The 26,786-nt window shown below is 70.4% G+C and carries 24 protein-coding genes and 2 pseudogenes; 13 read left to right on the top strand and 13 right to left on the bottom strand.

Annotated features, from left to right (window positions below):
• Positions 1–9 precede the first annotated feature (9 nt).
• Positions 10–1,239 carry a sarcosine oxidase subunit beta family protein gene (locus ACWIGU_RS25250; protein ID WP_454403967.1) on the bottom strand — a complete coding sequence of 410 codons (1,230 nt, stop codon included), beginning with the start codon at positions 1,237–1,239 and terminating at the stop codon, positions 10–12.
• Positions 1,236–2,573: a serine hydroxymethyltransferase gene (gene glyA / locus ACWIGU_RS25245; RefSeq protein ID WP_454403966.1), complete on the bottom strand. Its 1,338-nt coding sequence runs from the start codon at positions 2,571–2,573 to the stop codon at positions 1,236–1,238. Before glyA ends, ACWIGU_RS25250 begins: the two co-directional genes overlap by 4 nt.
• Before the next feature lie 95 nt (positions 2,574–2,668).
• On the opposite strand from glyA, the gene ACWIGU_RS25240 reads away from it, so the two are divergent.
• Positions 2,669–3,340 carry a GntR family transcriptional regulator gene (locus ACWIGU_RS25240; protein WP_326777813.1) on the top strand — a complete coding sequence of 224 codons (672 nt, stop codon included), beginning with the start codon at positions 2,669–2,671 and terminating at the stop codon, positions 3,338–3,340.
• Positions 3,341–3,884: 544 nt separating this feature from the next.
• On the opposite strand, the gene ACWIGU_RS25235 is transcribed toward ACWIGU_RS25240, so the two are convergent.
• On the bottom strand, positions 3,885–5,438 hold the full coding sequence (locus ACWIGU_RS25235; protein ID WP_454403965.1) for an acetolactate synthase large subunit: 1,554 nt from the start codon (positions 5,436–5,438) through the stop codon (positions 3,885–3,887).
• Positions 5,439–5,649: 211 nt separating this feature from the next.
• A complete protein-coding gene (locus ACWIGU_RS25230; protein ID WP_454403964.1) occupies positions 5,650–8,451 on the bottom strand; it encodes an aminotransferase class I/II-fold pyridoxal phosphate-dependent enzyme in 2,802 nt (933 codons plus the stop codon).
• 247 nt (positions 8,452–8,698) lie between these two features.
• Here ACWIGU_RS25230 and ACWIGU_RS25225 point away from each other — a divergent pair, with 247 nt between their 5' ends.
• On the top strand, positions 8,699–9,499 hold the full coding sequence (locus ACWIGU_RS25225) for an IclR family transcriptional regulator (RefSeq protein ID WP_454403963.1): 801 nt from the start codon (positions 8,699–8,701) through the stop codon (positions 9,497–9,499).
• Positions 9,500–9,595: 96 nt separating this feature from the next.
• On the opposite strand, the gene hutH is transcribed toward ACWIGU_RS25225, so the two are convergent.
• Positions 9,596–11,134 carry a histidine ammonia-lyase gene (hutH, locus tag ACWIGU_RS25220; protein WP_454403962.1) on the bottom strand — a complete coding sequence of 513 codons (1,539 nt, stop codon included), beginning with the start codon at positions 11,132–11,134 and terminating at the stop codon, positions 9,596–9,598.
• A gap of 190 nt (positions 11,135–11,324) precedes the next feature.
• The gene (locus tag ACWIGU_RS25215) at positions 11,325–12,788 is read right to left on the bottom strand and encodes an amino acid permease (RefSeq protein WP_454403961.1); all 1,464 of its coding nucleotides are present in this window, start codon (positions 12,786–12,788) and stop codon (positions 11,325–11,327) included.
• A gap of 143 nt (positions 12,789–12,931) precedes the next feature.
• Between ACWIGU_RS25215 and ACWIGU_RS25210 the strand changes: the two genes are divergently transcribed.
• Complete coding sequence (locus ACWIGU_RS25210; RefSeq protein ID WP_454403960.1) at positions 12,932–13,756, top strand: IclR family transcriptional regulator; 825 nt, start codon at positions 12,932–12,934, stop codon at positions 13,754–13,756.
• Between the two features lie 14 nt (positions 13,757–13,770).
• Here ACWIGU_RS25210 and hutC read toward each other — a convergent pair whose 3' ends face one another.
• Positions 13,771–14,520: a histidine utilization repressor gene (gene hutC / locus ACWIGU_RS25205; RefSeq protein WP_454404025.1), complete on the bottom strand. Its 750-nt coding sequence runs from the start codon at positions 14,518–14,520 to the stop codon at positions 13,771–13,773.
• 234 nt (positions 14,521–14,754) lie between these two features.
• Between hutC and hutU the strand changes: the two genes are divergently transcribed.
• The 6 genes from hutU to ACWIGU_RS25175 all read left to right on the top strand — a co-directional run bounded on the left by hutU (position 14,755) and on the right by ACWIGU_RS25175 (position 19,945).
• The gene (hutU, locus tag ACWIGU_RS25200; protein ID WP_454403959.1) at positions 14,755–16,434 is read left to right on the top strand and encodes a urocanate hydratase; all 1,680 of its coding nucleotides are present in this window, start codon (positions 14,755–14,757) and stop codon (positions 16,432–16,434) included.
• Positions 16,431–17,429, top strand: coding sequence for a formimidoylglutamase (gene hutG, locus ACWIGU_RS25195; RefSeq protein ID WP_454403958.1), 999 nt, complete (start codon positions 16,431–16,433; stop codon positions 17,427–17,429). Before hutU ends, hutG begins: the two co-directional genes overlap by 4 nt.
• Before the next feature lie 112 nt (positions 17,430–17,541).
• On the top strand, positions 17,542–17,832 hold the full coding sequence (locus ACWIGU_RS25190) for an alpha/beta fold hydrolase (protein WP_454403957.1): 291 nt from the start codon (positions 17,542–17,544) through the stop codon (positions 17,830–17,832).
• Entirely contained in the window at positions 17,721–18,437 is a 717-nt protein-coding gene (locus ACWIGU_RS25185) for an alpha/beta fold hydrolase (RefSeq protein WP_454404024.1), read from the top strand. The genes ACWIGU_RS25190 and ACWIGU_RS25185 overlap by 112 nt, the downstream gene beginning before the upstream one ends.
• Positions 18,438–18,573: 136 nt before the next feature.
• Positions 18,574–19,470, top strand: a complete 897-nt coding sequence (locus ACWIGU_RS25180; protein WP_454403956.1) for a hypothetical protein — start codon at positions 18,574–18,576, stop codon at positions 19,468–19,470.
• A gap of 109 nt (positions 19,471–19,579) precedes the next feature.
• Positions 19,580–19,945, top strand: coding sequence for a DUF1801 domain-containing protein (locus tag ACWIGU_RS25175; protein WP_454403955.1), 366 nt, complete (start codon positions 19,580–19,582; stop codon positions 19,943–19,945).
• Positions 19,946–20,030: 85 nt separating this feature from the next.
• Here ACWIGU_RS25175 and ACWIGU_RS25170 read toward each other — a convergent pair.
• Positions 20,031–20,276, bottom strand: a pseudogene (locus ACWIGU_RS25170) (MerR family transcriptional regulator); the annotation flags it as partial.
• 22 nt (positions 20,277–20,298) lie between these two features.
• On the opposite strand from ACWIGU_RS25170, the pseudogene ACWIGU_RS25165 reads away from it, so the two are divergent.
• Positions 20,299–20,433, top strand: a pseudogene (locus tag ACWIGU_RS25165) (erythromycin esterase family protein); the annotation flags it as partial.
• Between the two features lie 36 nt (positions 20,434–20,469).
• On the opposite strand, the gene ACWIGU_RS25160 reads toward ACWIGU_RS25165, so the two are convergent.
• A complete protein-coding gene (locus ACWIGU_RS25160) occupies positions 20,470–21,048 on the bottom strand; it encodes a TetR/AcrR family transcriptional regulator (protein WP_454403954.1) in 579 nt (192 codons plus the stop codon).
• A gap of 54 nt (positions 21,049–21,102) precedes the next feature.
• On the opposite strand from ACWIGU_RS25160, the gene ACWIGU_RS25155 reads away from it, so the two are divergent.
• Complete coding sequence (locus ACWIGU_RS25155) at positions 21,103–21,618, top strand: GNAT family N-acetyltransferase (RefSeq protein ID WP_454403953.1); 516 nt, start codon at positions 21,103–21,105, stop codon at positions 21,616–21,618.
• Here ACWIGU_RS25155 and ACWIGU_RS25150 read toward each other — a convergent pair.
• Complete coding sequence (locus tag ACWIGU_RS25150; protein WP_454403952.1) at positions 21,602–22,048, bottom strand: Lrp/AsnC family transcriptional regulator; 447 nt, start codon at positions 22,046–22,048, stop codon at positions 21,602–21,604. The two genes, ACWIGU_RS25155 and ACWIGU_RS25150, sit on opposite strands and share 17 nt — an antisense overlap.
• A 218-nt stretch (positions 22,049–22,266) precedes the next feature.
• Here ACWIGU_RS25150 and ACWIGU_RS25145 point away from each other — a divergent pair, with 218 nt between their 5' ends.
• Positions 22,267–22,911 (top strand): AzlC family ABC transporter permease, encoded by a 645-nt coding sequence (locus ACWIGU_RS25145; protein ID WP_454403951.1) that lies wholly within the window; start codon positions 22,267–22,269, stop codon positions 22,909–22,911.
• Positions 22,904–23,233, top strand: a complete 330-nt coding sequence (locus tag ACWIGU_RS25140; protein WP_356285556.1) for a branched-chain amino acid transporter permease — start codon at positions 22,904–22,906, stop codon at positions 23,231–23,233. Before ACWIGU_RS25145 ends, ACWIGU_RS25140 begins: the two co-directional genes overlap by 8 nt.
• Positions 23,234–23,638: 405 nt before the next feature.
• Here ACWIGU_RS25140 and ACWIGU_RS25135 read toward each other — a convergent pair whose 3' ends face one another.
• From ACWIGU_RS25135 to ACWIGU_RS25125, 3 genes are read right to left on the bottom strand one after another with little or no spacing between them, the layout of a single operon-like run.
• Positions 23,639–25,198 carry a tripartite tricarboxylate transporter permease gene (locus ACWIGU_RS25135; protein WP_454403950.1) on the bottom strand — a complete coding sequence of 520 codons (1,560 nt, stop codon included), beginning with the start codon at positions 25,196–25,198 and terminating at the stop codon, positions 23,639–23,641.
• Positions 25,199–25,201: 3 nt separating this feature from the next.
• Positions 25,202–25,714, bottom strand: a complete 513-nt coding sequence (locus ACWIGU_RS25130) for a tripartite tricarboxylate transporter TctB family protein (protein WP_454403949.1) — start codon at positions 25,712–25,714, stop codon at positions 25,202–25,204.
• Entirely contained in the window at positions 25,711–26,757 is a 1,047-nt protein-coding gene (locus ACWIGU_RS25125; RefSeq protein WP_454403948.1) for a Bug family tripartite tricarboxylate transporter substrate binding protein, read from the bottom strand. The genes ACWIGU_RS25130 and ACWIGU_RS25125 overlap by 4 nt, the downstream gene beginning before the upstream one ends.
• Positions 26,758–26,786: the final 29 nt, after the last annotated feature.

Raw genomic sequence — 26,786 nt, 5'->3', positions numbered from 1 at the left:
AGCGTCCTCTCAGTGGGCCACGGCCGCGGCGCCGTGTTCGTCGATCAGTGCGCCCGTCGTGAAGCGGTCCAGGGCGAAGGGGGCGTTCAACGGGTGCGCCTCACCCGTCGCGATGGTGTGCGCGAAGGTCCAGCCGGCGGCCGGCGTGGCCTTGAAACCACCCGTGCCCCAGCCGCAGTTGACGAAGAGGTTCTCCACGGGAGTGGCGCTGATGATCGGCGAGGCGTCCGGTGTGACGTCGACGATGCCGCCCCAGGTCCGCAGCACATGCGCCCGCGCGAAGACCGGGAACAGTTCGACGGCGGCGGCCATCTGCTCCTCGATCACGTGGAAGGAACCGCGCTGCCCGTAGCCGTTGTACGAGTCGACGCCCGCGCCCATCACCAGTTCGCCCTTGTGGGCCTGGGAGACGTAGACGTGGACGTGGTTGGACATGACGACGGTGGGGTGGACCGGCTCGTGCAGCTCGGAGACGAGCGCCTGGAGGGGGTGGGACTGGACCGGGAGGCGGATTCCGGCCCGCTCGGCGAGCACGCTGCTGTGTCCGGCGGCCGCGAGTCCGACCCGGCCGGCGTTGATGCGGCCGAGGTTGGTCTCGACACCCACGACCTTGTCGCCGTCCTTGACGAAGCCGGTGACCTCGCAGCCCTGGACCAGGTCGACGCCCATCTCGTCGGCGCGGCGTGCGAGCGCCCAGGCGACGTGGTCGTGCTTGGCGATTCCCGCGCGGGGCTGGAAGGTGCCGCCGAGCACCGGGTACCGGGTGTCCGGCGAGACGTTGAGGATGGGGCAGACCTCGGCGACCTGGTCCGGGCCGAGCCATTCGGCGTCGACTCCGTTGAGCCGGTTGGCGTTGGCACGGCGCATGCCCTCGCGGACGTCCTGGAGGGTGTGCGCGAGGTTGAGGACCCCGCGCTGGCTGAACAGGAAGTCGTAGTCCAGCTCCTCCGGGAGCCTTTCCCACAGTTTGAGCGCGTGCTCGTAGATCGCCGCGCTCTCGTCCCACAGGTAGTTGGAACGGATGATGGTGGTGTTGCGGGCCATGTTGCCGCCGGCCAGCCAGCCCTTCTCCAGGACCGCGACCTTGGTGATGCCGTGTTCCTTCGCGAGGTAGTAGGCGGTGGCGAGGCCATGGCCGCCCGCGCCGACGATGATGACGTCGTACGAGGAGCGCGGCTCGGGATTGCGCCAGAGGAAGTCCGGGTGTTCCGGGAGCTTCGGCTGCGGCTGGGCGGTCATGCCGCGTCTCCGTTCAGGCGGGGCAGGTGCGGATACAGGGGAAAGGCGTGGGCGAGCTTCTCGACCCGGTCGCGCAGCAGGCCCGCCTGCTCCTCGCCGAGGTGCTCGGGCTTGAGCGCCCCCGCGATGATGTCGGCGACCTCACGGAACTCCTCGGCGCCGAAGCCGCGCGTGGCCAGCGCCGGCGTGCCGATGCGCAGGCCGGACGAGACCATCGGCGGGCGCGGGTCGAACGGCACCGCGTTGCGGTTGACGGTGATGCCGACGCGGTGCAGGCGGTCCTCGGCCTGCTGCCCGTCGAGCGCGGAGCTGCGCAGGTCGACGAGGACCAGGTGGACCTCGGTGCCGCCGGTGAGCACGGTGATCCCGACCTCGGCCACATCGTCGCTGAGCAGGCGCCCGGCCAGGATGCGTGCGCCGTCCAGGGTGCGCTGCTGGCGCTCCTTGAACTCCTCGCTCGCCGCCACCTTGAAGGCCACCGCCTTCGCCGCGATGACGTGCTCGAGGGGTCCGCCCTGCTGCCCGGGGAAGACCGCCGAGTTGATCTTCTTGGCGAGACCGGCCCGGCTGAGGATCACCCCGCCGCGCGGGCCGCCGAGAGTCTTGTGCGTCGTGGTCGTGACAACGTCCGCGTACGGAACGGGACTTGGGTGCAGTCCGGCCGCGACGAGCCCGGCGAAGTGCGCCATGTCCACCATGAGGTAGGCGCCCACCTCGTCGGCAATGCGCCGGAATGCGGCGAAGTCGAGGCGGCGGGGGTAGGCCGACCAGCCGGCGACGATCAGCTTGGGCCGGTGCTCGCGCGCGAGCCGCTCGACCTCGTCCATGTCGATGCGCAGGTCGGACTCGCCCACGTGGTACGGCACGACGTTGTAGAGCTTGCCGGAGAAGTTGATGCGCATGCCGTGGGTCAGATGACCGCCGTGTGCCAGGTCGAGGCCGAGGATCGTGTCGCCCGGGCTGAGGAGCGCGAACATCGCGGCGGCGTTGGCCTGGGCGCCCGAGTGCGGCTGCACGTTCGCGGCCTCGGCGCCGAACAGGTCCTTGACCCGGTCGATGGCCAACTGCTCGATGACGTCGACGTGTTCACAGCCGCCGTAGTAGCGCCGCCCCGGGTAGCCCTCGGCGTACTTGTTGGTGAGGACCGAGCCCTGGGCCTCCATGACGGCGGCCGGGGCGAAGTTCTCCGACGCGATCATTTCCAGGGTCGACTGCTGGCGGTGCAGCTCGGCGTCGACCGCTGCGGCGACGTCCGGGTCGAGCTCGCTGAGCGGGAGGGCCTGGAGTGAGGCGGGAGTCGTGGTCGTGGTGATCGACTGGGCGTCGGTTGCCATCTGCGCACCATTCTAAGAGCCGACTAATGAGCAACTGATATATCAGTCTGTGCGGTAAGGTATGGGACCTCGACGGGACAGGTCAAGGGGGCCTCATGCAGCACGTGGCGACCGAGCCGGCGGTCGGTGGCGAGGAGCTGTCCCTCGCCGAGCGCGCCTACCGCGCCATCCGCGACCAGCTCGTGATGCTCGACATCCGTCCCGGCGCGCCCATCAACGAGGACCAGCTCGCGCAGTCCCTCGGCGTCGGCCGCACCCCGGTGCGCGAGGCGCTCAAGCGGCTCCAGTACGAGCGCCTCGTCGCGACATACCCCAGGCGCGGCACCTTCGCCACCGACGTCAACATCACCGACCTGGCCCATATCTCCGAAGTTCGCCTGGAGCTGGAGCCGCTGGCCGCAGCCCGCGCGGCGCGGCGGGCCACGGCCGAGGACCGTGCGGCCCTGACGGCCGTGCGCCGTGAACTGGCAGGTGTGGACCCCCGGCAGGGCAACGCGGCCGAGCTGATGCACCTGGACCTCAAGGTCCACCGTGCCGTCTACGCCGCCACGCACAACCCGTACCTGGAAGACACCCTCGTACGCCACGACAACCTGGCCACGCGCATCTGGTGCCTGTTCATCGACCGGCTCGCCGACATGGCCGGCCACGTCGAGGAGCACGGACCGCTGATCGACGCGATCGTCGCCGGTGAGGCGGACGCGGCGGCCCAGATCGCCCGTGCGCATGTCGAGGGATTCGAGCGGGCTGTGCGCGACGCCATCTGACCGCTGCTCCTGGCCTCGGCCAGTCGGCCAACTCGCTTATCGGGGTGGCGAGTCGACGATGGCCTGATTCGGCGGAGGCTCGCCGGCCTGCGGGTCAGTGCGCGGCGCCCCGCGCCCCTCGGGGCGCAGCCGGGGCCTGCCCGCCAGGGCGGTCCACAGGTGCGGGGCGTCATCGTCATCAGGCAGCTGCGCGACCATGAACCGGACGCAGCGCTCGATCTCGACCCGCCACAGGAACGCCGCCTCGTCCCCGCCGCAGTCACGACATCGCCGCGCGCCTCGATGTCGGATCCGTCTGGGTCACTCACACCTCGTCCTGGCCGCCGAAGTCCCCTGGGGCGGCTCCAAGGGATCCGGGTACGGCCGGGACCTGTCGCTGTACACGCTGGACGACTACTCGCGCACCAAGCACGTCATGCACCATCACACCCGATGACCCCCGTGACCGGTCACGGAGGGGTGTCGAAGTCTCACCCTAAAGATGAGGTTGAAGGAACACTCGATGAGAGGCGCGGACGAGTCCGGCCGGCAGCTCCCGGCAGGCCTAGAGGTGAGGCGGGACCACGGCGTCGATCAGGTGAGGGCCCGGTTCTGCGAGTGCGTGGCGGAGCTGCTCGGTGAGTTCCTCGCAGGTGGTCGCCCGGGACGACGGGACGCCCATGCCTTCCGCGATCTTGGCGAAGTCCAGGTCGGGCGAGGAGAGATCGAGCAGCGTCTTCGCGGCCGGGCCTGAGAGGTCGGCGCCGACCCGCAGCATCTCGAGGCGCAGTACGGCGTAGGCGCTGTTGTTGAGGATGACGGTGGTGACGTTGAGGTTCTCGCGGGCCTGGGTCCACAGGGCCGAGATCGTGTACATCGCACTGCCGTCGGCCTCCAGACTGATGACCGGCCGGTCCGGTGCCGCGATCGCCGCACCGGTGGCGACCGGGATGCCCTGTCCGATCGCGCCGCCGGTCAGCGTGAGGACGTCGTGCCGGGGAGCGCCGGCCGTCGCCGCGGGCAGGGCCGCGCCGGACGTGTTCGCCTCGTCCGAGATGATCGCGTCGGCGGGGAGGAGGGCGCCGACGACTTCGGCCCAGTTGTTCGCGGTGAGGGGGCCGCTCGGCAGCGTCGGGGCGGACCGCTCGGCCAGGGTCGGCAGGGTGCCCGCTGCCACCTGCTCGGCCAGTGCTTCCAGAGCGGCGACCACGTCCTGGGCCGGATCGGCGAGGGTGTGCACCTGGGCGCCCTCCGGTACCAGGTCGCTCGGCTTGCCGGGGTAGGCGAAGAACGACACCGGCGAGCGGGTGCCCGCCACGATCAGGTGCTTGACGCCGTCGAGTTGGCGGACGGCCTGCTCGGCGAGGTAGCGCAGGCGCTCGATGGCGGGCAGGCCCGCGCCGCGCTCCAGGCGTGCGGGGAAGGTTTCCGCCAGTGCGCGCACGCCGGTGGCGTTCGCGATCCGACTGGTCGCGACGAGGCCGGGCTCACGGCAGGCCGCGCCGCCGATCAGCAGCGCGGCGGGTTCGCCGCTGCGCAGGATGTCGGCGATGGATGACACCGTCTGCGGATCGGGAGCCGCGGGAGTGCGCGAGGGCTGTGGTCCGGCGACCTGACCGCCTTCGTCCCAGGACGCGTCGGCGGGCAGGATCACCGTCGCGACCTGTCCCGGCGCCTCCATCGACGCCGCCACCGCGGCAGCGGCGTCGGCCCCGACCTCCGGGACCTGGTCGCTGCGCCGCACCCAGCCGCTCACCGAACCGGCCACCGGCTCGATGTCGGACTCCAGAGGAGCGTCGTACTTCTTGTGGTGGGTGGCGTGGTCGCCCACCACATTCACGATGGGGGTGTGGGCCCGGCGCGCGTTGTGGAGATTGGCCAGCCCGTTGCCGAGGCCGGGGCCCAGGTGGAGCAGGGTGGCGGCCGGCTTGCCGGCGATACGTGCGTATCCGTCGGCGGCCCCGGTGACGGCACCCTCGAACAGACCGAGGACGCCGCGCATTTCGGGTACGGAGTCGAGCGCAGCGACGAAGTGCATCTCCGATGTGCCGGGGTTGGCGAAGCACACTTCGACACCGGCACCGACGAGAGTGCGGATCAGCGACTGCGCGCCGTTCATGGGCGGCCTCTCCGTCGCGGCTGTCTGCGCTGTCTGCCAGGGCTGACGCCGGCGACTGACTGTGGTGGGATACGCGAAGGGGTGGGTGACCTGCCCTGCGGATACTAAGCGGTCGGTAATTCGCGTGTCGAGGCATTGACCTCGGCCCCGTGCCCGCACCGGTCTCGTCGAAGCCGGACGAGAAGGGCGCTCCGGCACGGGCCCGGACCGGTCAGGCCAGCGCCCAGGGGCCGTTGCCGGACTCGAGGAGCGTCTGCTGCTCCTTCAGCGCCTGCTCGGTGAAAACCCGGTAACCGGTCTCAGGCCGGTATCCGTGGATCTCCCGGGTGTCGAGGGCCCGCATGTAGTCGAGTACGGCTTCGTTGACGACCTGCCCGGGGACCAGCACGGGGAATCCGGGCGGGTACGGCGTCACGAACGTGGCCGACACGACGTCCCGGCCGCCGGCCATGCCCTCGCGCACCTCGTCCGCCGACAGGTACTCGCACTGTGTCTCGTCGTACGCCAGGTAGAAGGCCCGGCGGATGTCCCCTTCGGGAGTACGGCCTCCCGGTCGGAAGGCGGCATGGAAGGCGCTGAAGTCGGGCAGGGCGACGACCGTGTCCCGGACGGCATCGGCGTCCGGCCGGCGCAGGGCGGGCGGGCCCAGCTCGTCCTTGCGGTCCTCCAGTTCCTCGACGATCTTCAGGAGTACCTCGATGAGGTAGGCGACGGCGCTGCGGGTGGTGCCGATGTTCGTCATGAACAGCAGCGTGTTGCGGGTGCTCTTGTTGACCTGCACTCCGTAGCGGTCCATCAGGTGCTCGTGTTTGAACGTGTCCCCGTCGATGCCGGTGAGACCGATGTGCAGGGTCGCCCGGGTCGGGTCGAGCACGAACTCGTCGTCCTCCCACGCCTCCGACATCCGCGCCAGACCGGTCCGCAGCGGCTGTTCCACGCCGGAGGCCCGGAACTCGCCCGGGATCAGGTCGGGTGTCGTCAGGAAGCGCAAGTAGCGGCTGAGCACCGGATGCTGATCGATCGCGTCGCGCAGCACTCCTGCCTGTTCGAGCTGCTTCTGCACCAGCTCGAAGCCCTCCAGCGCGGCCTGTCTTCGGCCCAGGTCGAGGGAGGCGAGGATCTGGTAGTTGGGGGAGGTGGAGGTGTGCGTCATGTACGCCTCGCGGAACGTCTCCGCCGTGCGGTGGCTGAAGTCCTGGTCGAAGACGTGAATCATGGAACCCTGGCGCAGCGAGGTGAGGGTCTTGTGGGTCGACTGTGTGGCGTACACCCGGACCCGGGCCTTGGCGGGGTCGGGGACGAGCCGGCGGTCGAGGAGTGTCTCGTCGTCGGGGTCGTCCCCCAACTCCTGCTGCTGCAGGGCGTACCGGCCGTCGAGGTCCTGGCCGCGCAGACTCTCCGTGAGGGTGCGGGCAGCGGCCATGGCGGTGCGCCGGCGGTAGACCGGGTGGAAGCGGGCGAAGGCGAACCATGCCTCGTCCCAGAGGAACGCCAGATCGGGCTTGAGCGCCAGGCACTCCTCCATCACCCGCGTCGGGTTGTAGACGATGCCGTCGAAGGTGCAGTTGGTCAGCATCAGCATCTTGACGCGGTCGAGGAGCCCGGCCCGCCGCAGCTCCAGCAGCTTGCGCTTGATCTCCTTCACGGGCACGGCGCCGTACATCCCGTAGCGGTCCAGGGGATAGGCGTCGAGGTAGACCACCTGGGCGCCGGCGAGCATCAGTCCGTAGTGGTGGGACTTGTGGCAGTTGCGGTCCACCAGGACGATGTCGCCCGGCCGCACCAGGGCCTGTACGACGACCTTGTTGGCGGTGGACGTGCCGTTGGTGACGAAGTACGACTGCCGCGCGCCGAACGTCCGGGCGGCGAGGTCCTGGGCTTCCCGCAGCGGGCCCGTCGGCTCCAGCAGGGAGTCGAGGCCGCCCGAGGTGGCGGAGGTCTCGGCGAGGAAGATGTTCAGCCCGTAGAACTCGACCATCTCAGGGATCCAGTGCGAGGTCAGCAGCGAGGTTCCGCGGGAGATGGGCAGGGCGTGGAAGACCCCGGTCGGGCGTCTGCTGTGTGCTCTGAGCGCGGTGAAGAACGGTGCGCGGAAGCGTTCGCGGACGCCGTGCAGGATCGACAGGTGGAGTTCGAGCAGCCCTTCGCGCGCGTGGAAGACCCGGGCGAATCCGCTGCTCAGCACACCGGCGATCCGTTCCACCGAGCCGTCGGTCATGAGATAGAGGTCCATCTCGGGCCGCAGTTCGAGGAGCCGGGCGCCGAGCGCCTGAGCCCGCTGCTCGTAGGGCCCGTCCTGCGCGTACGGGTCGACCGGCGGCTGTTCGACGAGGCCGGCGACGACGCTCAGGTCGTACGGGGAGCGGTCGGCGAACCTCCGGTGGATGACCACGGCTTGCAGACCGGGGTTGACCAGGACCGCCATCGCCGCGTCCTCGAAGCTGGGCGCGACGACGATCTCGTACACGAACTCGTCCTCGGCGCGGCGCCGGCCGCGCAGCGAGACGCGCAGCGCCTCCTCCTCCGCCGCGCTCAGTTCGCCGACGACGAGGACCTCGAAGTACGGCTTGGGCGTCGCCCCGCCCGGCAGCGGCTCCTCCCCGGCCGGAGCGGTCGGTTCGGCCTGGCGGGGCGTCGCGCTGCGGTACGACTCCGTGCCGAGGGCGCGATGCAGCTCGTCCGTGCGCCGGGCCAGGCCGTACCGGTCCTCGGCCGCGCGCAGGCGACGCAGTTCGGCGAAGGCCGACTTGCCCGGGAAGGCCCAGCAGTTCTCGATCGGGAGCAGCTGCCGGAAGATTCCGTCCAGGCCCTCCTGCGTGGACTGCCGATGAGCTGCGCTGGAGGTGTCGGACGCCCACTGGCGTGCGAGTTCGGTCAGTGAGCTCCAGGCGTCGGCACGCAGCTGACGGACGCTGCTGTACACGCCGGCGGCCGGTGAACCGGACGCCCCAGCAGGCGGATTGGCGGGTGTGCCGGCATGATCGGCTCCGGCGAGGGGCTGGGGGACTGGCATGTGAATCTCTCCGTGGATGCTGCGGCCGGGTCCTGGCGCGCGGCGTGATCCGTGGGCACACGGCCGGGCAGCGGACGAGTGAGTGCCCCGGTGCGGACGGCGTTCCATCGCGCGTCCGCACCGGGGCTTCCATGAAGCACCAGGCCCCGGGGGCGGTGCCAGGGCCGCTGCCCGCAATGCGTCTCGTATCCCAGACTTCGCACGGGTGGTCCGTGGCGGCGCCGGCGCGCGGACGTAACCTCCCGGTATGTCTCCCGTTCCCGCCGCCGCCCAGGTGCTGGCCATCCTCCGCTATCTCGCGGGCCAGGCAGGGCCCGTACCCGCCGCGGCGATCAGCCGTGACGTCGGGCTTCCCCGCTCGACGACGTACCACCTGCTCGACACCCTGGCGCGCGAGGGCTTCGTCGTGCACCTGCTTGAGGAGCGACGCTACGGACTGGGCGTCAGCGCCTTCGAACTCGCCTCCGGGTACAGCAGACAGGCGCCCTTCCAGCGCCTGGCGCGGGTGCCGCTGGCGAAGCTCGTCGACAGCACGGGCCACAACGCGCACCTCGCCGTACTGCACGGCCGCGAGGTCATCTACGTGATCGAGGAACGGGCGCCGGGACGTGCCCCCTTGGTGACCGAGGTGGGTGTGCGGCTGCCGGCCCACCTCACCGCCAGCGGCCGGGCGGTCCTCGCCCGGCTGCCGCAGGCACAGGTGCGGGCCCTGTTCCCCGACGCCTCGGCCTTCGTCCTGCGCAACGAGTCGGGTCCCGGCTCCCTGACCGCGTTGCGCCAACTCCTCGTGGAGGCACGCCGACGCGGGTACGCCACGGAGGACGGCGAGGTGACACCGGGCTTCGCGTCCGTGGCGGCCGCGGTCCTCGACCACGGCGCACACCCCGTCGCCGGGGTGGCGGTCACCTTTCGCGGCGACGAGGTCGGGGCCGAGCAACAGCGGCGGATCGCCGCGCAGGTGACCCGTACGGCGAACCAACTGAGCCGGCGCATCGGCGGGGTGGCCGACGCGACCGCTCGTACGCAGGTGGCGGGGCCCTTCACGTAGAAGCCGAACTCCCGCCGCCGGACGGGCCGGCGGCGGGAGTTCGGCCTGCTCGGACCAGGCCTGCCCGGGCGGTCACAGGAACCAGGTCCGAGTGGTTCAGCCCAGCGGGCCGGTCACCGACTCGGCGGCCGCGAGGGCGCCGCCGGTCGCCACGAACTGGACGGCGGCCTCGATCTCGGGAGCGAGGTAGCGGTCGGTGCCGGGGCCCTCGACATCGCGGCGCAGTCCGGCCAGGACGGCCGCCGTGGCGGGTGCGGGGGCCAGAGGGCCACGGAGGTCGAGCGCGCGGGCCGCGGTGAGGATCTCGACCGCCACCACACGGGTCAGGCCGTCGATGGCGCGGCGCAGCTTGCGGGCCGCGGCCCACCCCATGGAGACGTGGTCCTCCTGCATGGCGCTGGAGGGGATGGAGTCGACCGAGGCGGGCGCGGCGAGGCGCTTGAGCTCGGAGACGATGCCCGCCTGGGTGTACTGGGCGATCATGTGGCCGGAGTCCACGCCCGGGTCGTCGGCGAGGAAGGCGTTCAGGCCGTGGTTGCGCGCGACGTCGAGGAAGCGGTCGGTGCGGCGTTCGCTGACCGAGGCGACGTCGGCGACGGAGATGGCCAGGAAGTCCAGGACGCAGGCCACCGGCGCGCCGTGGAAGTTGCCGTTGGACTCGACGCGGCCGTCCGGCGTGACGACGGGGTTGTCGATGGCGCTGGCCAGCTCACGCGAGGCGACCGTCTCTGCGTGCGCCAGCGTGTCGCGGGCGGCGCCGTGGACCTGCGGGGTGCAGCGCAGCGAGTACGCGTCCTGGACCCGGGTGCACTCAGGTCCGCGGTGGCTCGCGACGATCTCCGAACCCTTGAGGAGGGCGGTGAGGTTGGCGGCGCTCGAACCCTGGCCCGGGTGCGGGCGCAGGGCCTGGAGGTCGGCGGCGAACACGGCATCGGTGCCGAGCTGTCCCTCGACGCTCATCGCGGCGGCGATGTCGGCGGTGCGCAGCAGCATCTGCAGGTCGTGCGCGGCCATGACGAGTTGGCCGAGCATGCCGTCGGTGCCGTTGATGAGGGCCAGGCCCTCCTTCTCGTGCAGCGTGACGGGGGAGAGACCGGCGGCGGCGAGCGCGTCCGCGGCGGACATCAGGTCGCCCTTCGCGTCACGCACCTGGCCTTCTCCCATGATGGCGAGGGCGCAGTGGGCGAGCGGGGCGAGGTCGCCGGAGCAGCCGAGCGAGCCGTACTCGTGGACGACCGGCGTGATGCCGGCGTTGAGCAGGTCGGCGTAGGCCTGGGCGGTGTCGGGGCGCACACCGGTGCGGCCGGTGGCGAGCGTCGACAGGCGCAGCAGCATGAGGGCGCGGACGACCTCGCGCTCGACCTCGGCGCCGGAGCCGGCGGCGTGCGAGCGCACGAGGCTGCGCTGGAGCTGGGCGCGCAGTTCGAGCGGGATGTGACGGGTGGCCAGGGCGCCGAAGCCGGTCGAGACGCCGTAGTGGGGCACGACGTCGTTGGCGAGGTTCTCGACCACCTTGCGGCTCTGGGCTATCTCGCCCAGGGCTTCGTGGGTGAGGGTGACTCGGGCCCCGTGCCGGGCGACGGACACGACATCGGCGACGGAGAGGGGGCCGACCCCTACGAAGGTTTCGTTCATGACTCCATGAAGCCCGAAAACGGAACCTCTTCGTCAGTGGCTGCGGAGGGTTACTGTCTGGGATCCCAGACAGTTGCCGCAGGTACCGGAATTTCGCGCCGGTCACCGCCGCGCGGGCGGTCTCGGCACCACGCGAAAAGGGCCGGCGGAACCGTCGCTCTCGCGGTTCCGCCGGCCCTTGCTGTCGCCGTTATCGCTGGTGCACGGGCTCCAGACCGGCCCTGGAATGGTTCTCGTCCGAGGGTTCCCGGCCGTCATCGGACACGACCTGCGGCGCCGTGTCGGCCACGGCCGCCCGCCGGGCACGGGGACGCAGCCACAGGTAGTACACGCACGTCATCAGGGCCAGCCACACACCGCCCACCAGCAGCGCGATCCGGGTGCTGTCCGAGAACGCGAGGAGCACCACCACACCGACCATGAACGCGATGGTGATGATCTGGCCGTAGGGCCAGAACGGCGCCGGGTACTTCAGCGCGGCGACCTCCTGCGCGGACATCTTGCGACGGGCGCTGACCTGGGACAGGAGGATCATCAGCCAGACCCACACCGTGGCGAAGGTCGCGATCGAGGCGATGACGAGGAACACCCGCTCGGGCATGAGGTAGTTCAGGACCACGCCGCACAGGAGCGCGCCGATCATGATGACGACGGTCATCCACGGCACACCGTTGCGGGACAGGCGGCGCATGACGGACGGAGCCTGGTTGCGCTCGGCCATGCCGTACATGATGCGTCCGGCGGCGAAGATGTTGCTGTTGATCGCGGACAGAGCCGCGATGATGACGACGACGTTCAGCACGGCGGCCGCGGAGGCGACGCCGAGACCGGCGAAGATCTCGACGAACGGGCTGCCCTTGTCGCCGATGTGCTGCCACGGGTTGAGCGACATGAGCACCGCGAGCGTCAGCACGTAGAAGAGCACGATGCGGATGGGGATCGAGTTCACGGCGCTCGGAATGGTCTTCTCCGGGTTCTGCGCCTCGCCGGCGGTGACGCCGATGATCTCGGTGCCGCCGAACGCGAACATCACCACGGCGAAGCACAGGACCAGGCCCTGGATGCCGTTGGGCATGAACCCGCCGTTGCTCCACAGGTTGGAGATGCCCGCGCCGCCATTGCTGCCGAAGCCGAACACGATGATCGCGAGGCCGGCGAGGATCATCGCGATGATGGCGACGACCTTGGCGAAGGAGAGCCAGAACTCCAGCTCACCGAAGACCTTGACGCTGAACAGGTTCATCGCGCCGATGATGCCGACGGCCGCGAGGAGCCAGATCCACCGCGGCACGTCGGGGAACCAGAAGCTCATGTAGACGCCGAGCGCCGTGATGTCCGCCAGACAGACGAAGACCATTTCGAGGGCGTACGTCCAGCCGGTGAGGAATCCCGGCAGCGGTCCGAGGTACTTTGTGGCGTATTCGCCGAAGGATCCGGCGCACGGGCTGCTCACCGCCATCTCGCCCAGTGAACGCAGGACGAGGAAGACCGCGGCGCCACCGATCAGATAGGCCAGCAGGACGGCGGGCCCCGCCGCCTTGATGGATTCCGAGGAGCCGTAGAAGAGACCGGTCCCGATCGCGGAACCCAGGGCGATGAAGCGTATGTGCCGGGATTTGAGCCCGCGCTGCAGGGACGTGGTGTCGGTGGACAAAGCAGGTCCTCCTTGGGAACGCCGAGTTCCGGGTGAGGTGGCGGGGCTGAATCACTTGCCGGTCGACGGCGTTCGTCAGCCATCCCGCATGACGAAGGCCCTTGTATATTCCTGTATATACAGATGAGTCAAGAGGTGGATCAATGGGTGAACGGACAACGGCGTCCAGTGCCTCACCGGCCGTCGGCCGCGCGCTGGACATCCTGCTGCACCTCGCCGGACGCTCGGGCCCCGTCCAGGCCGCGGCCCTGGCCCGCGAACTCGACATCCCCCGGTCGTCCGCGTACCACGTCCTCTCGGTCCTGGTGGACCGCGGTTTCGTCACCTATCTCCCCAAGGAGCAGGCGTACGGTCTCGGGGTCGCGTCCTTCGAGATCGGCTCGGCCTATCTGCGTCACGAACCCCTGGAGCGCCTCGCGCGCCCCATCCTGCGCAGCGCCTCGGGCCGTCTCGGACAGACCGTGCATCTGGGCATCGTCCACGGCGCGGAGACCGTCTACCTGCTCAAGGAACGGCCACCCTCGACCCGGTCCGGCGACGCGGACATCTCCCTCGTCACCGACGTCGGCGTCCGGCTGCCCGCCCACCTGACCGCCAACGGGCGCGCCATCCTCGCCCACGTGTCCCCGGCCCAGCTTCGGGCCCTCTTCCCCCGGCAGGCGGATCTCATCACCCGTACCGGCAAGGGACCCCGCTCTCTGTCCGAACTCCTCGACCTGCTGGCCCGCGACCGCGCACGCGGCTGGTCGGAGGAGGTCGAGCTGGTCTCCGAGGGCTTCCGGTCACTGGGCGTCGCGGCCTTCGACCACAACGAACGGCCCGTCGCCGCGCTCAGCAGCACCTGGCAACGGCACTACAGCCGGCACCACGCCGACCACGTCCGCGAGGTCCTGGAGCGGGGGGCGGCACGGCTGACGGCCGCGATGTCCGGCCGGCGCCCCCGCGCGCACACTCCGAACGCAGACTGACGGCAGAGCCCGGCTCAGTGCGCGTCGAACGTCCCCACCAGGCGGTACCGGGACCCGGGATGAACCAGCCGCGCGACGCTCACGACAGCGTCCCCGGACCAGGTGCGGCGCTGGATCAGCAGACACGGCTCGGACGGCCCGATGCCGAGGATCTCGCACTCCTCGGCGGACGGCAGGACCGCCTCGACGATGTGCTCGCCCTTGCCCAGCGGGGCGACCTCGGACAGGAACGTGAAGGGCGTACCAGCGGTGAAGTCCTGGTCGAGATAGCCGGGGGCGAAGTCCGGGTGGACGTAGCGGTCCTCCAACTGAACCGCCGCGCCGTCCTCCAGGTGCACGACACGTGAGCGGAACGCGCTGCGCCGTCCGTCGAGGCCGAGCTGAGCGCTGATCTCGGGGTCGGGGAGCTCCTCGCGCAGGGACAGCACCCTGGCCGAGTAACCGTGCCCGCGGCCGCGGACCTCGTCGGCGATGTTGTGCACACCGGCCAGCGCGGAGCTGCTCTTGCGCCGCGCCACGAACGTGCCCACGCCCATGACGCGCCGGAGCAGGCCGTCGGCGCTCAGCTCGCGCAGGGCCCGGTTGACCGTCATCCGGGACAGGCCCAGCGACTCGACGAACTGGCTCTCCGAGGGAAGCGCCTCGCCCTCGCGCCAGCGCCCACCCAGGATCTCCGCGGCCACAAGGTCCTTGATCCGCTGATAGGCCGGGGCGGAACCGGGCGTCTGCCGCGCATAGAGCCGGGCGATCTCCGCAGCGTCCACGACCAAGCCGTCCACCGTCCTCGTACCCCATGGATCCGTCGCGCCACATCGCGAACACCACGGCAATCCTAGGCGAGGCGGCCCGCACGGAACCCGCGCCCCGGAGCGGCCCCGCATCACCGTCAGCCGGCCACGTTCTCGGATCCGAGAATCTCGGCGGCCGCCGCTGGAACGCCTCCCGCGTCTCACCTGTCATGGAACACGCAACCGCTCCGCCATCGACCAGGAGAGAACATGACCGGCGTTTCCCCCGAGTCCCGCCACATCCGCGCCCCCCGTGGCAGTGAACTCAACTGCCTCGGCTGGCAGCAGGAGGGCGCCCTGCGCATGCTCATGAACAACCTCGACCCCGAGGTCGCCGAGCACCCCGAAGACCTGGTCGTCTACGGCGGAACCGGCAAGGCCGCACGCGACCGGGCGTCGTTCGACGCGATCGTGCGCACCCTGAAGACGCTCAAGGACGACGAGACGATGCTCGTGCAGTCCGGCAAGCCGGTCGGCGTCATGCGCACCAGCGAGTGGGCGCCCCGGGTCCTGCTCGCCAACTCCAACCTCGTCGGCGACTGGGCGAACTGGGAGGAGTTCCGCTCCCTCGAAGCCCGCGGCCTGACCATGTACGGGCAGATGACCGCCGGCTCGTGGATCTACATCGGCAGCCAGGGCATTCTGCAGGGCACCTACGAGACCTTCGGCGCCGTCGCCCGCAAGAAGTTCAACGGCACCCTGGCGGGCACCATCACCCTGACCGCCGGACTCGGCGGCATGGGCGGCGCCCAGCCCCTCGCCGTGACCATGAACGACGGCGTCGCGATCTGCGTCGACGTCGACCCCACCCGCATCGAGCGCCGCATCGCCCACCGCTACCTCGACGTCGCCGCCGACGACCTCGACCACGCGCTGAGCCTCGCCATCGAGGCCAAGGAGGCCCGCCGCCCGCTGTCCATCGGCCTCACCGGCAACGCCGCCGAGGTGTTCCCCCAGCTCCTCGACATGGGCGCGCCGATCGACATCGTGACCGACCAGACCTCCGCGCACGACCCGCTGGCCTACCTCCCCGTCGGCGTGAGCGTCGAGGAGTGGCACGAGCAGGCCCGCAAGGACCCCGCCGACTTCACCCGCCGCTCCCGCGCGTCGATGGCCCGGCACGTCGAGGCCATGGTCGGCTTCCTCGACGCCGGAGCCGAGGTCTTCGACTACGGCAACTCGATCCGGGACGAGGCCCGCAAGGCCGGCTACCAGCGCGCCTTCGACTTCCCCGGCTTCGTCCCGGCCCACATCCGGCCGCTGTTCGAAGAGGGGCTCGGCCCCTTCCGGTGGGCGGCCCTGTCCGGCGACCCCAAGGACATCGAGGCCACCGACCGCGCGATCATGGAGCTCTTCCCCGAGAACGAGCACCTGCACCGCTGGCTCAAGATGGCCGCCGAGCGCGTCGAGTTCGAGGGTCTCCCGGCGCGTATCTGCTGGCTCGGCTACGGCGAACGCCACCGCGCCGGCGTCAAGTTCAACGAGATGGTCGCGAGCGGCGAACTGTCCGCCCCTCTCGCCATCGGCCGCGACCACCTCGACTCCGGCTCCGTCGCCTCGCCCTACCGCGAGACCGAGTCGATGCTCGACGGCTCCGACGCCATCGCCGACTGGCCGCTGCTCAACGCTCTGGTGAACACGTCCTCCGGCGCCTCCTGGGTGTCCATCCACCACGGCGGCGGCGTCGGCATGGGCCGCTCCATCCACGCGGGTCAGGTCTGCATCGCCGACGGAACCGAACTCGCCGCGCAGAAGCTGTCGCGCGTGCTCACCAACGACCCCGGCATGGGCGTCATCCGCCACGTCGACGCCGGCTACGAACACGCCGCCTCCGTGGCACAGGACCGCGGCGTGCGCATCCCGATGACCGAGGGGGCCGACTCCCGGTGAGTGCTGTCGCCACGATCGAACTCACGGTGGACGCGCCCCCGGAACGCTGGCACGGCCGGGACGACGGCCCCGGGAACGAGCACCTGCGCTGGCACCACGTGATCAGCACCGGCACCACCACCGGCACCGGCGGCACGGGGCCGTGGGACGCGGCGTTCGCCGGCTTCCGCAGCGACGAGGGGGTACGCCGCAACAAGGGCCGCCAGGGCGCGGCGGACGGTCCGCGTGAACTGCGCGCCGCCCTCGCCTCGATGGCCCTGCCCGCCCCGCTGACCGCGCTCGACGCCGGAGACGTCGAAGTCACCGACGGCGAACTGGAGTTGGGCCAGCACCGCCTCGGGCAGGTCGTCGGCCCGCTCGTCGACCGGGGTGTTCCCGTCGTGGTCCTCGGCGGCGGACACGAGGTGGCGTACGGCACGTACCTCGGCCTCGTTTCCACCCGGGCTGTCCAGGCAGGCGGGCGGATCGGAGTGCTCAACCTGGACGCGCACTTCGATCTCCGTGACGACGTCCGCGCGAGCTCGGGAACACCGTTCCTGCAGATGGCGCGGAGCGAGGAGCAGCGCGGGCACCGGCTCGACTACCGGGTGCTCGGCGTCAGTCAGCCGAGCAACACCGCGCACCTGTTCCGCACCGCCGAGCGGCTCGGCGTGCGCTACCTGCCGGACACCGAGTGCGGTGTGCTGAACCTGCCCGCGATCGACGCCTTCGCCGACGAGTTCATCGACAGCCACGACGTCCTGCACCTCAGCATCGACCTCGACGTACTGCCGGCCGCAGTTGCGCCCGGCGTCAGCGCCCCGGCCGCCCACGGAGTGCAGATGGAGATCATCGAGCACGTCTGCGCCAAGGTGGCCGCCGGCGGGAAGCCGCTCGTGGTCGACGTCGCGGAACTCAACCCGGACCTCGACACCGACCACCGCACCGCCCGGGCGGGCGCCCGCCTGATCCACCGCATTCTGACGACACACCATGCGAGGACCGCGCAGGTCTGACGAGACACATCACCGACCGTACGGGCCGGTGGTGCCGGGCGTCGCCCCCGCCAACCTGCGGTGCTCGATATTCCACATGCGCCGCGCCAGCCGGGGCTGAGAAGATCAGAACATGCCACTCGTCGAAGTCTCGCCCGGAATATCCCTCGCCTACGAGACGTTCGGTGATCCTTCCGACCCACCCGTCCTGCTGGTGATGGGCTTCGGCGCCCAGATGATCGCCTGGCACGAGGACTTCTGCCGTGCGCTGGCCGACCGTGGCCGCTACGTGATCCGCTTCGACAACCGCGACTGCGGACTGTCCACCAAGTTCGACGAGCACCCCGTCGACATGGGTCGGTTCATCGCCGCCGTGAGCTCGGGAGACATCGCCTCCGCCCTCGCCAGGTGCCGTACACGTTGACGGACATGGCTGCCGACGGCCTCAACCTGCTCACCGCGCTCGGTATCGAACGCGCTCACGTGGTCGGGACCTCGATGGGCGGAATGATCGCCCAGAAGGCGGCCATCACCGAGCCCGCCCGGGTGCTGACCCTGACGTCGATGATGTCCTCGACCGGCGAACCCGAATACGGCCAGTCCGTTCCCGAGGCCCAAGCGGTACTCCTGAGCCCGAAGCCGGCGGACCGCGAGGGCTACGTCGCAGCGGCGGACCGGGAACTGGTGTGGGCGTCCAGGCGATACGGCGACGCCGCACTCCTGCGTGAGCTGGCTGCCGTCAGCTACGACCGCGCGTACTGTCCGGCAGGAGTCGGACGTCAACTCGGAGCGATGATCCTCGACGGGTCGCGTGCGGAGGCACTCCGGACCCTGCGGGTACCGACTCTGGTGATCCACGGCTTGGACGACACGCTGATCACCCCGAGCGGAGGGGAACGCACCGCGGAACTCGTAGCCGGAGCGAAGCTCTTGCTGATCCCCGACATGGGCCATGACCGCCCGCGCGAACTCTGGCCCGAGATCATCGGCGCGGTGCAGACGCACACTGAATCCCTCGACGTTTCCTGATGCAAACCGCCCCAGGGCCGGCTGATCGCTGGAGGACCAGCGTGGCCACAGAAGCGTGGTGACCCCCGTGCCAGGCTCGCGATCAGAACTTCCTGACACCCCTGCGGGGCTGTCGCCCGCACGGTGGCTCCTGCGGGTGGCCTTCGACGATCCGCAGTGCCTCCCGGAGACCTTGGCCGCCTTCGCGGTGCGGCGGCTCGGCCCAGCCGCTGCCGGGTCGGTCGCCCGTATCAGGAAGGACCACCCGGATGTGGATCCGGCAGGGCTCCGTGCACTGGTGGTGGCCAGGGGGCGGCGTGCCACGGTGTCCGAGGGCGCCTTCGTCGGTGGCCCGTTCCTGCTGTTCGTACCTGTCGCGTTCTGCGCTGCTCTGCTTAGCCAGGCCCGTACGGTCCTGGAGCTGGCCGCGCTGAAAGGCGGCGATCCCACCGCCGACGACCGCGCCGCCGAGCTCCTCGTCCTCCAGGGCGTGCACGAGAACACCGGCCGGGCCCGGGAGGCTCTCACGGTCTGCCACGGGGAACGGCCGGCCACCGCCAAGCGGTCCGCGCTTCGGCATCCCGTCGTGCTGTGGCACCTGACCCTGCGCATGGCCCGGGTGCTGGGACTGCTCACCGCGCGCGACCGCCCTGGCTGGTCACACCGGCTGGTGCAGGCAGGCCGATGGGTTCTGCTGGGGCTTGTGTTCGTGCTGGGGATCGTCGCCCCTCTGGTCTGGCTGCCCTACATGGCGATGTCGTACCACCAGGCCACCACCCGGTTGACGGACCGGGCCACAGCCTTCTACTTCACCGATTCCGCGCCGGTCTCCCGGCGGCGGTCGCACCTCGACCCCGCCCTGATCGCCGGCGTCGCCCGCACCCTCCTCTCCATTTTGGTGCCGGTCGCCCTGGTCGCGGCCGCCCTCGTCACGGGCGTGCGGATCGCCGGCAGCAGCTGGCCGGTCGTCGGCATCCTCCTGTTCAGTGCCTCTGTCGCGGTCGGCGCGGTGTGGCACTGGCGTCGGCGCCGCCACGGGAAATCCGGCGGATGACAGAGGGCGGGAAGCGGTGGGCATCGCCCTCTCGGCTTCCCGCCCCTCGCGCGGCCCGCCGAGTTGGGGGCGGGCCGGCGGCCGGGTCCCGGTGGGTACGCTCGACCGCATGGTGCAGAGCAGCGCGGAAGACGTCGACGGGTATCTCGCAGAGGTGGTGGAGGGGCGCAGGGAGGCTCTGACCAGGCTGCGGCAGCTGTGCTGTGCGGAGCTCAAGGGGTTCGAGGAGGTCATGGCGTACGGAATGCCCGCATACGAGCGGGACGGCGCTGCCGAGATCGCCTTCGCGAGCCAGAAGCAGTACGTCTCGTTCTATCTTCTGCGGTCTGATGTCCGGGAGGCGTTCACGGAGCGCCTGGCTGCGCAGGACATGGGCAAGGGCTGCCTGCGTTTCCGGAAACCGGAGAGCATCGACTTCGACTTGGTGCGAGACCTGCTGAGGGCTACCGCGGCCGCGCCGGGCAAGATCTGCTGACGGCCCGCCAGGCAGACATCGGCGGACGGGTCAGCCGGGACGGGACCGTCTCTGCCCGCGTTCCCTTCGGCTGCCGACCGAAAGCTCAGCCGCGCTCGCGGAGATACGCATCCAGCTCTGCGGCCCCGGTCGGCATCGCCCGCCCGCGGGCGGACAGCCGGCCCCGCCAGTCGCCCAGCGCGGCCTCCAGCGGCTCAAGGCCGCCGGCCGCCCGTACCTGGGCGATGAGCGGGGCGATCTGCTCCAGCAGGTTGCCGCCCCGCCTGAGTTGATGGGCGAGCCGGGCGTCCCGTACGTCGGCGTCGTCGTAGACCCGGTACCCGGTCCGCGGCGTGGGTTCAGCAGCCCGGCGCCGCGTGTCCGCCGCCCTCGGCGATACGCGGCCGACCGCCCGCGTCTCCCCCTACTTCGGGTATGCCCCACTCGATCCGGCCCACCTGGGCGGGTACGACGGGATCGTGTTCGTCAAGGACGTCCCGCGGAGTTAGCGTGCGCGGCCCTCACGTGATCGAGGCGGGCACGCGTCACCCCAGAGCGGCCAGCTGGTGATGCACCGCGGCGGTGGTGCGTGCGGTCTCGCCCGTGGCGAGCAGGTCCAGCATCGCGCCCCGCAGAACTGCGAGTACGAGGGTGCGCTGGGTGAGGGCGGCCTCGGTGTCACGTAGCGCGGCGGGCTGGCCGGCGGCGAGCAGCGCCAGCCAGTCGCCGACCGTGTCGCGCGCGAACCCGGCCCACGGCCCGTCGGGTTCGATGAGGGAACGGGCATAGCTCTCGACCCACAGCGTCAGCAGCCCGCGGTGAGCCTCGTCGGAAAGCCATCGCCACAGCTCCCGGGCGACGGGCTGCAGCCCCTCGCCCCGGACCTGTGCCTCGGCGACCTGCTGCATGTGTGCCAGTTCGTCGGCTCTTGCCCGCGCGAGCAGGGCGCGGATCAGGCCGTCCTTGCTGCCGAACAGGTAGAGCAGCACGCGCGGGCTGGAGTGGATCTCCTCGGCCAGCGGGCGCAGGGACAGCTCGCCCAGGCCGCTGCGCAAGGCATAGGCGTAGGCCGCTTCCAGCAGTTCCTGCCGCCGCGGGGAGGGGTTTGGTTCGGATCGGCTCACAGGGTTAGTCTACTGAAACAGTCGTTTCAGTGAGACGCGGGAGTCGAGGTCGACATGGCAGAGCGTGAAGCGGTTGTCCGGCCGTTGGGCAGGCCCGGCGATCTGGGCTGGGTGGTGATGGCGCACGGTGAGTTCTACGACCGGGAGTTCGGCTGGGACACCGGCTTCGAGACGCTGGTCAGCCGGATCGTCGCCGACTATGCCGAGGGGAAGGAACCCGGTCCGCAGGCGGCCTGGATCGCCGAGGTCGACGGAGCGCGGGCCGGCTGCGTCTTCTGCGTCCGCTATGACGACCGGACGGCGAAGCTGCGCCTGCTGCTCGTCGATCCGAACGCGCGCGGCCTGGGCCTGGGAGCCCGCCTGGTCGAGGAGTGCCTGAACTTCGCGCGGGAAGCCGGGTACGAGGCGATCACCCTGTGGACCAACGACGTGCTCGGTTCGGCCCGGCGCATCTACCAGAAGCACGGCTTCGAACTGGTCGCCGAAGAGCCCCATCGCAGCTTCGGCCAGGACCTGGTCGGGCAGACCTGGCAGCGCAGCCTGCAGGAGGGCGTCACGGGTTGGTCTTGACGTTCTTCATGGTGAGGTGGGATTCGAGCCGGAGAACACAAGGCAGGCCGCTGAGCCTGCCGGTGAGGAAGGCTTCGTAGGCGGCGTGGTCGGCGACGGCGACGCGGATGAAGTAGTCGGGGCGGCCGAACATGCGCCGGAACTCGATGACTTCCTCGTAGGACGAGACGGTCTTCTCGAACTCCTCGAACGTCTTGCGGTCAGTGGCGCTGACCTCTACGTCGATGAGGACTTCCAGCCCGCGGCCGAGTGCTACGGGGTCGATGACGGCCCGGTATCCGCTGATGACACCGGCCTCCTCCAGTCGCTTGACCCGGCGCAGGCACGGGGGTGGGGTCAGGCCGACTCGTTTGGCGAGTTCGACGTTGGTGAGACGCCCGTCCTGACTCAGATGAAACAAAATTTCACGGTCGATACGATCCACATGCATTTGATTGCCCTTTGCTGAAGCTCTGAGCCATTATCGGCAACCATATTAGGTCATTTCTGCCCTAATATTTCCGCATGGGAATACCTCCGTCTGCTGTCGACGATGCCTTTCGCCCTGCCACCGGAACCCTGGCCTCCGGTGTGCCCCCGTCCCCTTCATCGCCGCCGGTTCCGCCTCGGAAAGCCGCGGTGGCGGCCGCGTTCAAGGATTCCGCCTCCGTGGGCCTCGGGCTGGTGCCGCTCGGCGTCGCCTTCGGGATTGTCGTCACGCAGTCCGGCTTGGCGTGGTGGTGGGCGAGCGCGTTCACGGCGCTCATCTACGCCGGATCATTCGAATTCGTGCTCGTCGGCCTGGTCGCCGCGGTCGCACCGCTGGGGACCATCGCCCTGACGGCCTTCCTGGTCAACATTCGCCACGTCTTCTACACGCTTTCCTTCCCGCTGCACCGTGTGAACGGGCACCTCGCGAAGACCTACAGCACCTTCGCCCTGACTGACGAGGCATACGCCCTGACGACCGGCGAACACGCCCGGTCCTGGTCAGGCCGACGCATCCTGTGGCTCCAACTCTTCATGCATCTGTACTGGGTCGGCGGCGCCACCGCGGGCGCACTGCTCGGCTCACTCATCCCTGACAGCGTCACCGGCCTGGACTTCGCTCTGACCGCCCTGTTCACCGTCCTGGCCCTCGACGCGATCCGCGACCGGCACGACGACCTGCCGACGCCCGCCCTGGCTCTGCTCAGCGCACTTGCCGCCCGCCTCCTCTTCCCCGCCGAAATGCTTCCGGCCGCGTTCGCCCTTTTCACGGTCGGCCTCGTGGCCCGGCACCTCACCGCCCGCACGAGGGCCGGCCATGCCTGACACTCCCTACCTGCTCGCCGCGGTCGCCGTCTCCACCGCCATCACCTGGGCCCTGCGCGCCCTGCCCTTCGCAGCCCTGGCCCCCCTGCGCGCCAGCGCCACCGTCCAGTACCTCAGCACCCGCATGCCGGCCGGCGTCATGGTCATCCTGCTCGCCTACTGCCTACGCGACCTCCCCTTGCCCCAGTCACGCGCCGTCGCCCCCCTCGCAGCCCTGACGGTCACCATCGGCCTGCACCTGTGGCGACGTAACGCCCTGCTGAGCATTCTCGGCGGCACCACGGTCCACGTGATCCTCGCGAGCACCGTCTTCGCGCACTGACCGGTGGGCCGACGCGACAACGTGCGCGGGCCTACGCGTGTGAGGAGCGCAGGGTGACCGCACGGTGGAGGGCCTTCCGGCAGGCCAGGGCCGGCGCCGCCCCAACTTCCGGCTGCCTTGGCCATGACGCTCCTCGTTCTCCTCCACGCCGCGCTCACGCTCGCCTGGCTGGGCGGATACGTGTTCCTGCTGTCCAAGGGGGAACGGGCCCTGGAGAAGCCGCGGATCCGCAGAGCAATGGGACGGACCACAGGTGTCGTACTGATCGGTTCGGCTTCGGCACCGCGGTCGCGACCGCCTCCGTCTGAGCTCTGACCGGCGGGCGGGCGATGGCGTGCTCGACTCGGGCGCGGACCAGGTTCCACCGGTCACCGCCCTGCCGCCCCGAGCCGGGGGCGACAGGATTCATCGTGGCGCAGCATTGCCGGCATGGTGGCTGCCTTCGGGCACTGGCACCTCGGCCTCCCCGCCAGCCGGTGCGGGTGTGCGGACGAGTCGCATCAACAACGGACCGATCAGGGCGAGTGCGGCCAGCGCAAGGATGGCTGCCGACACGGGCCGGGTGACGAAGACGGTCCAGTCGCCCTCGGCGAGGGTGAGGGCGCGGCGGAACTGGGTCTCGGTCAGGGGGCCGAGGACAGCGCCGAGTACCAGAGGGGCCACGGGGTATCCGGTGCGGCGCATCAGGAAGCCCAGGACACCGAACGCGAGGGCGATGCCCAGGTCGAACGGGCTCTGGGAGAGGGCGTAGACGCCGAGCGCGGCGAAGAGCAGGATTCCGGCGGTGAGCAGGGAGCGTTCGATCTTCAGGAGCTTCACCCAGAGCGGGATCATCGGCAGGTTCAGGGCGAGGAGCACCACGTTGCCTATGTAGAGACTGGCGATCAGCGTCCATACCAGCGTCGGCTGGGTCTCGAAGAGCTGCGGTCCGGGCTGGACGTTGTACATCTGGAAAGCGATGAGCAGCATGGAAGCCGTCGCCGACGTCGGGATGCCGAGGGTGAGCAGCGGGACCAGGACACCGGAGAAGGCGGCGTTGTTGGCGGCTTCCGGGCCGGCGACGCCTTCGATGGCACCCTTGCCGAACTGCTTTTTGTGCTTGGAGAGTCGGCGTTCCAGGTTGTAGCTGAGGAACGTGGGTATCTCGGCGCCGCCGGCCGGGAGCGCACCGATGGGCAGGCCGAGGGCGGTGCCGCGCAGCCAGGGCTTCCAGGACCGTCGCCAGTCGTCGCGGGTCATGCCGATGCGGCCGCGCAGCGGCAGCGGATCGGGGTCGGGCGCCCGGCGCAGCCGAGCCGCGGTGTACAGGGCCTCGGCGATGGCGAAGAGGCCGACGGCGACGGCCACCAGCGCGATCCCGTCGAAGAGTTGGGGGACGCCGAAGGTGTAGCGCGCCTGCCCCGTGAGGCTGTCGATGCCCACAAGGCCGATGGCGAGCCCCAGGAAGAGGCTGCACAATCCGCGCAGCGGGGCCTCGGCCACGACCGCGGTGACGGTGGCGAAGGCGAGCACCATGACCGCGAAGTACTCGGCGGGCTGGATGTGTTCGGCGATGGCGGAGAAGGCGGGCCCGGCGAAGGTGATGCCGACGGTGGAGATCGTGCCGGCGACGAAGGACCCGATGGCGGCGGTGGCGAGGGCCGCTCCGGCCCGGCCCGCACGGGCCATCGGGAAGCCCTCGAGGGTGGTGGGAACGGAGGCCGTCTCGCCAGGCACGTTGAGGAGGATCGCGGTGGTCGATCCGCCGTACATGCCTCCGTAGTAGATGCCGGCGAACAGCACGAGCGCGCCGACGGGGTCGACGACGTAGGTGACGGGCAGGAGCAGGGCGACGGTGGTGGCGGGGCCGAGTCCGGGCAGCACACCGACCAGGGACCCGAGCAGGCAGCCGGCGAAGGCGAGCAGCAGGTGCACCGGACTGAAGGCGTTGGCGAATCCGTCGCCGAGGTGGGAGAGCACGTCCATGGGTCAGAACGCCAATCGCAGGTAGCCGGGCGGGAGATGGATGCCGAGGAGCCGGTCGAAGAGCAGGTACGCGGTCACGGCGAGGGCGAGCCCGATGAGCAGGTCACGCACGGCGCGGCGGCTGCCGAGGACACGGGCGACGACAGCGAACAAGGCCGTGCTGGTCTGCCAGTAGCCGAAGAACTCAAGGGTCAGGCAGTACGCGGCGAGCGCGGCGACCAGCAGGCCGACCGGACGCCACTCGGTGACCCTGGCCTCCTCGCGGGCCGCACCGTCCTGGGTGGGGTCGGTGCCGCGGAAGCACTGCACGGCGTTGAGGGCGGCGACGACGGTGAGCCCGGAGCCGACCAGGAGGGGGAAGGCGCGCGGGCCGACGTCGGTGCCTTCGGCGAGGGCGGCGTCGGGGATGCCGAAGGCGAAGGCCAGCACGGCGAGTCCGGCGGCGAGGAAGGCGGCGGCCGTGATCCGGGGCGCGAGCGGACGCCTGGTGCCGGCGGTGGGTGCGGGCGTGGTCATCCGAGTCCGACCTCCTTGAGGACGCCGCCGACCTGGCCGCGCTGATGGTGGATCAGATCGCCGAACTTCTTGCCGGGGAGCCAGACCTCGTCCCAGTCGTTCTCGCGCAGGGTGCGTTTCCAGCAGTCGGTGTGCCGCATCTTGTCGATGAGTGCGACGACCGCGCGCTGTTCTGTGCGGTTGAGTCCGGGCGGGGCCATCACGCCGCCGATGGCGTCCACGGCGTCCTTGCCGTAGCCGAGGTGCTCCAGCGTGGGCGGCGATCCGAGGTCCTTCGGTGACTTCCCGCCACTGACCGCGAGGATGCGCAGCTTTCCGGCCTCGACCTGGGGGCGGATCTCGGAGAGCGTGGAGAGCCCCGCTGTGGCGACACCGCTGAGCAGCATGTTGAGGACCTCGCCCCCGCCGCCGGTGGGCACGTACGTGACCTTGTCGGGCGTCACATGCGCGGATTCGGCGAGCGAGGCGACGGTGATGTGGTCCGGGCCGCCGAGCGACCCGCCGACCCACTTCGTGCCGCGCGGGTTCTTCGCCATCGCCCGCATCAGGGAGGCGAAGTCGCGATACGAAGAACGGGCGGGTACGACGATCGCGGTGGTGGAGACGGTGAGGCCGGCGATCGGGGTGAGCTGGGTGAGGGAGACGGGGGAGTGGTTCTGGATCTCACCGCCGAGGAGGGTGACGGTGTCCATGGTCATCAGCTGGTACGGGTCGTCGGCACGGCCAGCCATCCGTGCCAGGCCGATGGTTCCGGCGGCGCCCGGGGCGTTGGACACGGTGACGTCCTGACCGGTGATCCCACACTTGCTCAGGGCCGAACCGATGCCACGGGCACGGGAGTCGAAGCCGCCGCCGACACTGCCGGGGGCGAGGATCGCCAACCCCCGGGCGGGGTAGTCCTCGACGGTGGCGCCGGAGTCGACCGGGCCGAACGCGCAGCCGCCGAGGGCGGCGGTGAGCACGGTGGCGAACAGGGCGAACAGCACCGGTCGGCGCGGGCCGGGCGGGCGGGGGACCGGCCCGGGGGGAATGAACGGGGACATGGAGGGGCTCCAGCGCGGAGGGGGCGGGT

This window comes from Streptomyces sp. NPDC055400, assembly GCF_053644375.1.
Note: the sequence above shows the minus strand (reverse complement) of the source record. Positions and strands in the feature narration are given on the sequence as shown.

Bases quoted from the DNA above. Each gene is read 5' to 3' on its own strand.
- ACWIGU_RS25250 (WP_454403967.1), bottom strand. From the start codon at position 1,239: ATGACCGCCCAGCCGCAGCCGAAGCTCCCGGAACACCCGGACTTCCTC.
- glyA (WP_454403966.1), bottom strand. From the start codon at position 2,573: ATGGCAACCGACGCCCAGTCGATCACCACGACCACGACTCCCGCCTCA.
- ACWIGU_RS25240 (WP_326777813.1), top strand. From the start codon at position 2,669: ATGCAGCACGTGGCGACCGAGCCGGCGGTCGGTGGCGAGGAGCTGTCC.
- ACWIGU_RS25235 (WP_454403965.1), bottom strand. From the start codon at position 5,438: ATGAACGGCGCGCAGTCGCTGATCCGCACTCTCGTCGGTGCCGGTGTC.
- ACWIGU_RS25230 (WP_454403964.1), bottom strand. From the start codon at position 8,451: ATGCCAGTCCCCCAGCCCCTCGCCGGAGCCGATCATGCCGGCACACCC.
- ACWIGU_RS25225 (WP_454403963.1), top strand. From the start codon at position 8,699: ATGTCTCCCGTTCCCGCCGCCGCCCAGGTGCTGGCCATCCTCCGCTAT.
- hutH (WP_454403962.1), bottom strand. From the start codon at position 11,134: ATGAACGAAACCTTCGTAGGGGTCGGCCCCCTCTCCGTCGCCGATGTC.
- ACWIGU_RS25210 (WP_454403960.1), top strand. From the start codon at position 12,932: ATGGGTGAACGGACAACGGCGTCCAGTGCCTCACCGGCCGTCGGCCGC.
- hutU (WP_454403959.1), top strand. From the start codon at position 14,755: ATGACCGGCGTTTCCCCCGAGTCCCGCCACATCCGCGCCCCCCGTGGC.
- ACWIGU_RS25190 (WP_454403957.1), top strand. From the start codon at position 17,542: ATGCCACTCGTCGAAGTCTCGCCCGGAATATCCCTCGCCTACGAGACG.
- ACWIGU_RS25175 (WP_454403955.1), top strand. From the start codon at position 19,580: ATGGTGCAGAGCAGCGCGGAAGACGTCGACGGGTATCTCGCAGAGGTG.
- ACWIGU_RS25155 (WP_454403953.1), top strand. From the start codon at position 21,103: ATGGCAGAGCGTGAAGCGGTTGTCCGGCCGTTGGGCAGGCCCGGCGAT.
- ACWIGU_RS25150 (WP_454403952.1), bottom strand. From the start codon at position 22,048: ATGCATGTGGATCGTATCGACCGTGAAATTTTGTTTCATCTGAGTCAG.
- ACWIGU_RS25140 (WP_356285556.1), top strand. From the start codon at position 22,904: ATGCCTGACACTCCCTACCTGCTCGCCGCGGTCGCCGTCTCCACCGCC.
- ACWIGU_RS25135 (WP_454403950.1), bottom strand. From the start codon at position 25,198: ATGGACGTGCTCTCCCACCTCGGCGACGGATTCGCCAACGCCTTCAGT.
- ACWIGU_RS25130 (WP_454403949.1), bottom strand. From the start codon at position 25,714: ATGACCACGCCCGCACCCACCGCCGGCACCAGGCGTCCGCTCGCGCCC.
- ACWIGU_RS25125 (WP_454403948.1), bottom strand. From the start codon at position 26,757: ATGTCCCCGTTCATTCCCCCCGGGCCGGTCCCCCGCCCGCCCGGCCCG.